Annotated in this window: 8 protein-coding genes and 1 other RNA gene; all 9 read left to right on the forward strand. The window is 59.9% G+C overall.

Annotated features, from left to right (window positions below):
- The first annotated feature begins 151 nt into the window (after window positions 1-151).
- Window positions 152-586, forward strand: a complete 435-nt coding sequence (gene rpsL / locus LBK75_09590) for a 30S ribosomal protein S12 (GenBank protein MDR1158532.1) — start codon at window positions 152-154, stop codon at window positions 584-586.
- Window positions 587-705: 119 nt separating this feature from the next.
- The gene (gene rpsG, locus LBK75_09595; protein MDR1158533.1) at window positions 706-1,176 is read left to right on the forward strand and encodes a 30S ribosomal protein S7; all 471 of its coding nucleotides are present in this window, start codon (window positions 706-708) and stop codon (window positions 1,174-1,176) included.
- 109 nt (window positions 1,177-1,285) lie between these two features.
- Complete coding sequence (fusA, locus tag LBK75_09600) at window positions 1,286-3,364, forward strand: elongation factor G (protein ID MDR1158534.1); 2,079 nt, start codon at window positions 1,286-1,288, stop codon at window positions 3,362-3,364.
- 168 nt (window positions 3,365-3,532) lie between these two features.
- Window positions 3,533-4,732 (forward strand): elongation factor Tu, encoded by a 1,200-nt coding sequence (gene tuf, locus LBK75_09605; GenBank protein MDR1158535.1) that lies wholly within the window; start codon window positions 3,533-3,535, stop codon window positions 4,730-4,732.
- A 103-nt stretch (window positions 4,733-4,835) separates the two neighbouring features.
- Entirely contained in the window at window positions 4,836-5,300 is a 465-nt protein-coding gene (gene smpB / locus LBK75_09610; GenBank protein ID MDR1158536.1) for an SsrA-binding protein SmpB, read from the forward strand.
- Between the two features lie 227 nt (window positions 5,301-5,527).
- A complete protein-coding gene (locus LBK75_09615; GenBank protein MDR1158537.1) occupies window positions 5,528-6,031 on the forward strand; it encodes a peptidylprolyl isomerase in 504 nt (167 codons plus the stop codon).
- 59 nt (window positions 6,032-6,090) lie between these two features.
- Window positions 6,091-6,446: a transfer-messenger RNA gene (gene ssrA / locus LBK75_09620) on the forward strand.
- A 169-nt stretch (window positions 6,447-6,615) separates the two neighbouring features.
- A complete protein-coding gene (locus tag LBK75_09625) occupies window positions 6,616-7,068 on the forward strand; it encodes a helix-turn-helix transcriptional regulator (GenBank protein ID MDR1158538.1) in 453 nt (150 codons plus the stop codon).
- Window positions 7,061-7,326: CtkA family protein (locus tag LBK75_09630; GenBank protein MDR1158539.1), on the forward strand; the 266-nt coding region annotated here is incomplete at its 3' end. The genes LBK75_09625 and LBK75_09630, both read left to right, overlap by 8 nt.

Raw genomic sequence — 7,326 nt, forward strand, 5'->3', positions numbered from 1 at the left:
GCAATTTTGTGTCCCGGCAAGGCGCCGGGTTCCGCGAATACTTGTAGTATTCAAGGGTTCCGGCAACGCGGCCGGGGTGCAAAAGGGCAAGTCAAATGTACAGGTTATTTTTCGACAGACTCTAAGGCCCGGACAGAAAGGAGGAACACCCTTGCCGACCTTTAATCAGCTCGTGCACCACGGACGGGAAAAAGTGACGTACAAGTCGACGGCCCCCGCGCTGCAAAAGGGGCTCAACACCCTGAAACGGCGCCAGACCGACATCTCCAGCCCGCAGAAGCGCGGCGTGTGCACCGCGGTGAGAACGGCGACGCCGAAAAAACCGAATTCGGCGCTGCGCAAGATTGCCCGTGTGCGCCTATCGAACGGCATCGAGGTCACGGCGTATATCCCCGGGGTGGGGCACAACCTGCAGGAGCACAGCGTGGTCATGATCCGCGGCGGCCGCGTGAAGGACATCCCGGGCGTGCGTTACCATCTGATCCGCGGCACGCTGGACACCCAGGGCGTGAATGGACGCCGTCAGGCACGGTCCAAGTACGGCGCCAAACGTCCGAAGCCCGGCGCGGCCAGCGGCAAGAAGTGATCGAAACAACAGGGACTGTTTTTGTCCCGTTACCCATAGATGCGGCAACGGGGCACAAACGGGAGCGGGCATGCTTTCGAGTACCTATGAAATTCATTGTTGTGAAGGAGGGAAGCTGAGTGCCCAGAAGAGGATTCGTACCCAGGCGGGACGTCCTGCCCGATCCGCTGTACAACTCCAAGCTCGTCACCAAACTGATCAATGGCATCATGCTGGACGGGAAGAAGGGCGTGGCCCAAAAGGTCGTGTACGGCGCGTTTGACATCATCAAAACCAAGACCGGCAAGGAACCGCTCGAAGTCTTTACCCAGGCGTTGGAAAACATCATGCCGACGCTGGAAGTCAAGGCCCGCCGCGTGGGCGGCGCCACCTATCAGGTGCCGCTGGAGGTCCGGCCCGAGCGCCGTCAGACCTTGGGGCTGCGCTGGCTTGTGGCCTACGCCCGCAACCGCGGGGAGAAGACCATGCGGGAGCGTCTGGCGGGTGAACTCATGGACGCCGCCAACAACCTCGGAAACGCCGTCAAAAAGCGTGAGGACACGCACAAGATGGCCGACGCAAACAAGGCGTTTGCCCACTATCGCTGGTGACGAAACGGCCCGCGGGGCCCTCGTTTGCCGGATCAATTTTATCCGCCGCACAGGCGGCTGCGCAATTGACAATGGCCGCTGTCAATTGTCAATTGAAAGGAGCAATACAATGCCACGCCAGGTACCGCTAGAACGCACACGAAACATCGGCATCATGGCCCATATCGACGCGGGGAAGACAACCACCACGGAGAGAATTCTGTTCTATACGGGCCGCAATTACAAACTTGGCGAGGTCCATGAGGGCACCGCCACCATGGACTGGATGGAACAGGAGCAGGAACGCGGCATCACGATCACTTCGGCGGCCACGACCTGCTTGTGGAAAGATCATCGGATCAACATCATCGACACCCCCGGCCATGTGGACTTCACCGTCGAGGTGGAGCGCAGCCTTCGTGTTCTCGACGGTGCCGTGTGTGTGTTTTGTGCAAAGGGCGGCGTGGAGCCGCAGTCCGAGACCGTATGGCGGCAAGCCGACCGCTACGGGGTTCCGCGTCTCGCATACATCAACAAGATGGACATCATGGGCGCCGATTTCCACCGTACGGTCGAGATGATGCGTGACCGCCTCAAATGCAACGCCATCCCCATCCAGCTCCCGATCGGCGCCGAGGCCGAATTTAAGGGCCTCATCGATCTCATCTCCATGCGGGCGTACATCGCCTACGACGAACTGGGCAAGGACATCCGTGAGGAGGAGATCCCACCGGCGCTTCAGGCGGAGGCGGAGACGCACCGCCTGAAGATGATAGAGGAAGTCGCGGGCTTTGACGACGGCCTCATGGAGTGCTATCTTGAGGGCGATGAGATTGCGCTTGAGGAGATCCAAACAGTGATCCGCCGGGCGGTGCTCGACGCCAAGATGGTGCCGGTGCTCTGCGGCACCGCTTACCGCAACAAGGGCGTGCAGAACCTGCTCGACGCCATCGTGGCCTATCTGCCGTCCCCTCTCGACGTCCCCCCCGTGACCGGGGTTCAGCCGGATACCGACGAGACGGAGAGCCGCGAGGCCTCCGACGAGGCGCCGTTTTCGGCGCTGGCCTTTAAGATCATGACGGATCCCTTTGTGGGGAAACTCTGCTTCTTCCGCGTGTATTCTGGCACGGTTACGTCCGGGTCCACGATCATCAATTCCACCAAGGGCACGAGAGAGCGATTCGGGCGTATCCTGCTGATGCACGCGAATCATCGGGAGGACGTGGAACAGATCTACGCCGGCGACATTGCGGCGGCGGTGGGTCTCAAAAATACGACGACCGGCGACACGCTGTGCGACGACAAGCATCGCGTCGTGCTGGAGTCGATGGAATTTCCCGAGCCGGTCATCCGGGTGGCCATCGAACCGCGCACGAAGGCCGGTCAGGAGAAAATGGGCATCGCGCTGATGAAGCTGGCCGAAGAGGACCCCACGTTTAAGACCTATACCGACGAGGAGACCGGTCAGACGATCATCGCCGGTATGGGCGAACTCCACCTCGAAATCATCGTCGACCGCCTGTTGCGGGAGTTTAAAGTGGAGGCCAATGTGGGTAAGCCCCAGGTGGCTTATAAAGAGACAATCCGTGGGTCGGCCGACGTGGACCACAAGTACGCCCGGCAGTCGGGCGGGCGCGGCCAGTATGGCCATGTCAAGATCAAAGTGGAGCCAAACGAGTCCGGCAAGGGTTACGAGTTTGTCAACAAGATCATCGGCGGCACGATTCCAAAGGAATACATTCCGGCCGTCGACGCAGGTGTCCAGGGTGCGATGCAGTCCGGCGTGCTGGCCGGTTATCCGGTGGTGGATGTAAAGGTCACGCTCTACGACGGCTCCTACCATGAGGTGGACTCCTCGGAACTGGCGTTTAAGATCGCCGCGTCCATGGCTTTCAAAGAGGCCTGCCGCAAAGCCGGGCCGGTGCTGCTTGAGCCGATCATGAAAGTTGTGGTCACGGTGGCGGAGGAGTACATGGGCGACGTCATCGGCGATTTGAACGGCCGCCGGGCGCAGATCCAGGGTATGGAGGCGCGTATTGGGGCGCAGCAGATCGAAGCCTTTGTGCCGCTCTCCGAGATGTTCGGCTACGCCACAGACCTGCGTTCGAGGACACAGGGCCGCGGCGTGTATGCGATGGAACCCAGCCACTATGTCGAGCTGCCGAAAAACATCCAGGAAAAGCTCATGGAATCTCAGCGCCGGGGTTGATCCGTGCCTTTATAAAATTGGGGCTTGCAAAAACCGCGCGGCCCCTGTACAATAACTTCGTACCCACAAAAAGCATGTGAAGGCCGCCGCTTCGCCGCAGGCGGGGCGCGCCGCCCGATTTGAAGTCGAACTGAACATTATGGAAGATAAAAAGGAGGATACCAAGTCATGGGCAAGCAAAAGTTTGAACGCTCCAAGCCGCATGTGAACATCGGCACGATCGGCCACGTCGACCACGGCAAGACCACGCTGACCGCGGCGATCACGAAGGTGCTGGGCTTTGGCGGCAAGGCCGAATTTATGGCGTATGACGCCATCGACAAGGCGCCGGAGGAGAAGGCGCGCGGCATCACCATCAACACCGCGCACGTGGAGTACGAGACCGACAACCGTCACTATGCCCACGTGGACTGCCCGGGCCACGCCGACTATGTCAAGAACATGATCACCGGCGCCGCGCAGATGGACGGCGCGATTTTGGTCGTGTCGGCTGCCGACGGCCCGATGCCCCAGACCCGTGAGCACATCGTGCTGGCCCGTCAGGTGGGCGTGCCCTATATCGTCGTCTATATGAACAAGGTCGACCAAGTCGACGATCCGGAGCTTCTCGACCTTGTCGAGATGGAGATCCGTGAGCTGCTTTCCAAGTATGAGTTCCCTGGCGACGACATCCCGATTGTCCGCGGGTCCGCACTGGTGGCCCTTGAGAGCGCGTCCACCGATGCGAGCGCCGAGGAGTACAAGTCCATCCTTGAGCTGATGGACGCTGTGGACGAATATATCCCGACCCCCGAGCGCAAGGCCGACCAGGCTTTCCTGATGCCGGTGGAAGATGTCTTCACGATCACCGGGCGCGGCACCGTGGCCACCGGCCGCGTGGAGCGCGGCAGCCTCAAGCCGGGTGAGGAAGTCGAGATCGTCGGCATCCGTGAGACCCGCAAGACGGTCGTTACGAGCATGGAGATGTTCCACAAGACATTGGACTACGTCGAGGCCGGCGACAACGCGGGCTGCTTGCTGCGCGGCATCGCGAAGACAGACATCGAGCGCGGCCAGGTGCTGGCGAAGCCCGGTTCCATTAAGCCGCACACGAAGTTCCAGGGCCAGGTGTATGTGCTGACCAAAGAAGAGGGCGGCCGTCATACTCCGTTCTTCGGCAACTATCGTCCGCAGTTCTACTTCCGCACCACCGATGTGACCGGCGTCATCACGCTGCCGGACGGCGTCGAGATGTGTATGCCGGGCGACAACATCGAGATGGACGTCGAGCTCATCACCCCGATCGCCATCGAAGAGGGGCTCCGCTTCGCCATCCGCGAGGGCGGCCGCACGGTCGGCTCGGGTGTCGTCATCAAGGTCAACGAGTAAGTTAAGGTTGTTTTTTGGCCCGTCTGTCGGCCGCGCCGGAGGCGCGGCCGACAGACGGACTTATGTTTCTGCGGGGCCGCGCCGGCCCCTTGGGGAGGGCGTTATGCCGGAGCAGGTCCAAAAGCAAATGGCGGAAAATCGAAAGGCCCGGCACGACTACTTCATCGTGGAACGTTTTGAGGCCGGCGTCGAGCTGCGCGGCACCGAGGTCAAATCCATCCGTCTGGGCACGGTAAATCTCAAGGATTCCTTCTGTGTGGTAAAAGACGGGGAGCTGTTTGTGCGCGGCCTGCATGTGAGCCCGTACGAGAAGGGGAACGTATTCAACGTGGACCCCGTGCGGCCCCGGAGGCTGCTCATGCACAAGCGGGAGATCCGCCGGCTTGAGGCGCGCGTCAAACTGGAGGGTTTCGCGCTGATTCCGCTGAAAATCTATTTTCTTGGTCCCCGTGTCAAGCTGGAGATCGCGCTGTGCAAAGGGAAAAAGTTGCACGACAAGCGCGCGGCGGAAGCTGGGCGCGCGGCGCGGCGCGAAATGGAGCAACTGTTAAAGGAGAAAAACCGATGAGACGAAACAGACGCGTGTTTGCGGCGCTGACCGCCCTCGTGTTGTGCGCGGCACTGTTTGCCGGCTGCGCCCCGACGGGCGCCGGCACAAAGGGCACCCCAACGCCAACGCTGCCCCCGACGCCGTCCGAGACCCCACCCCTCAGCGGCGACGCGTCGGACGACAATTTACAAGGTACGGAGGAAGGCACAGTGAGCAATCCCGACAACCCGCTGGTGACGATCGAGATGGAAAACGGCGCGCAGATCGTGCTGGAGCTCTACCCAGACAAGGCGCCGAACACGGTGAACAACTTCATCTCGCTCATTCAACAGGGTTTTTACGACGGCCTCAAGTTCCACCGCGTGGCCGACGGGTTCATGATCCAGGGCGGGGACCCGGAGGGCACCGGCATGGGCGGACCGGGCTACAGCATCCCGGGCGAGTTTGATGCGAACAGTTTTGAGGGCAACGACGTCTCCCACACGGAGGGCGTGCTGTCGATGGCGCGTAGCGCCGATCCGGACTCCGCCGGCAGCCAGTTTTTCATCTGTGACGGGGACGCGAGCTTCCTGGACAATCAGTACGCGGCCTTTGGCTGTGTGGTCTCCGGGATCGACGAGGTCCACCGCATCGCGGACATGGTCACAGAGTCAAACGGCGGGCCGCCGCCGGAGGACCAGGTGATGAAGAGCGTCACTGTGGACACGCGCGGGAAAGAATATCCGGCGCCGGAGACCATGCCGGACTGAGGGTCTGTCGGGCATCTTCGATCTCTACGGCACAGCGCGTGCGCGCCGTGTCGTAACGAGGGGGCGTACCGGTTTCGACGGGGATGGCCAGTCGAAGTAAGCGGGTCGTGGGGCCGAACCACGTAAAAAGCGGACCTTATAAATTAAAGAACAACGATAACAACTACGCTTTGGCGTACGCGGCCTAAATAAGGCCGCCGTCCCGCCCGGGAGGACCACGAACCGGGATGTGGGCGTGACGCAGTGGTGCACATGACCGCGGTAAGCTTTGCCCGCGGCAGGTAACATGAAGCTACCAAGCCACGCAGCTTGACAGTCGGCGGCGCGGCGAGGGAATGCAAAGGACTGTCTGCACCCGGAGAAAGCTTCGAGGAACTGTTTTCGGACAGGGGTTCAACTCCCCTCGCCTCCACCAAGACTGAGCCCTTGGAATTGTAACGATTCCAAGGGTTTTGTACTTGACCTGAGAAAGATTTTTGAACGCCTATATCCGTGATTTCAATAATGCCGTATATATGTCTTGGCTATGGGATTTTTCTTGACATTGTATCGGCACTCCGATATCATATAGTCGGGTGATCGGAATGAGATTCGAACAACGTTTGCGGGAGAAGGGAATCTCCCGCTATCAGCTGTCTAAAAACAGCGGCGTTCCCTGGGCGACGCTTGCAGATATTTACTCCGGTAAAACCCATTGGGAACGGTGCAGCGCGGCCACGCTGCTCAAGCTCGCAAAGGCGTTGGACATGGCTCCGGAAGAACTTGTGTTGTTGGATAACCAGGCGAATCCGTGCGCCGCGGATGGCAAACCGGTGGATAAAACCTACTTGGAAGCCGATCTCCCGGCCAGGATTCAAAAGGCAATTGCCGACTATCTGCAGGGGGAAAAAGACCAGGTGCTTCATCTAGACTGCCTCAGCGACGAGTTGTACGGAGCCATCAACGCCAACCTTTGGAGCGGGTGCATTACGGAGGAACAGGCGGGTTATCTGCGGAGGAAATATTTATACGGAACTGAGGCGGACGCAGATGATTGATTTTACGCCGTGCGAGGTGAATAAATTCAAAGCCTACGGCGGTGCCAACGGCAACAAAATCAACGTCCTCTACGGCGGGAAAAGCTATATGCTAAAGTTCCCGCCCCCGTCCCGCCGCAACAAGATGATGAGCTATACCAACGGCTGCGTCAACGAATACTTGGCGTGCCACATTTTTGCGGCGCTTGGATTTAAGACGCAGGAAACTTTGCTCGGCACGTATACCGACGGTCGTGGCAAGGGGAAAACGGTGGTGGC

This window comes from Oscillospiraceae bacterium (genome assembly GCA_031265355.1).
GTDB lineage: Bacteria > Bacillota > Clostridia > Oscillospirales > UBA929 > JAIRTA01.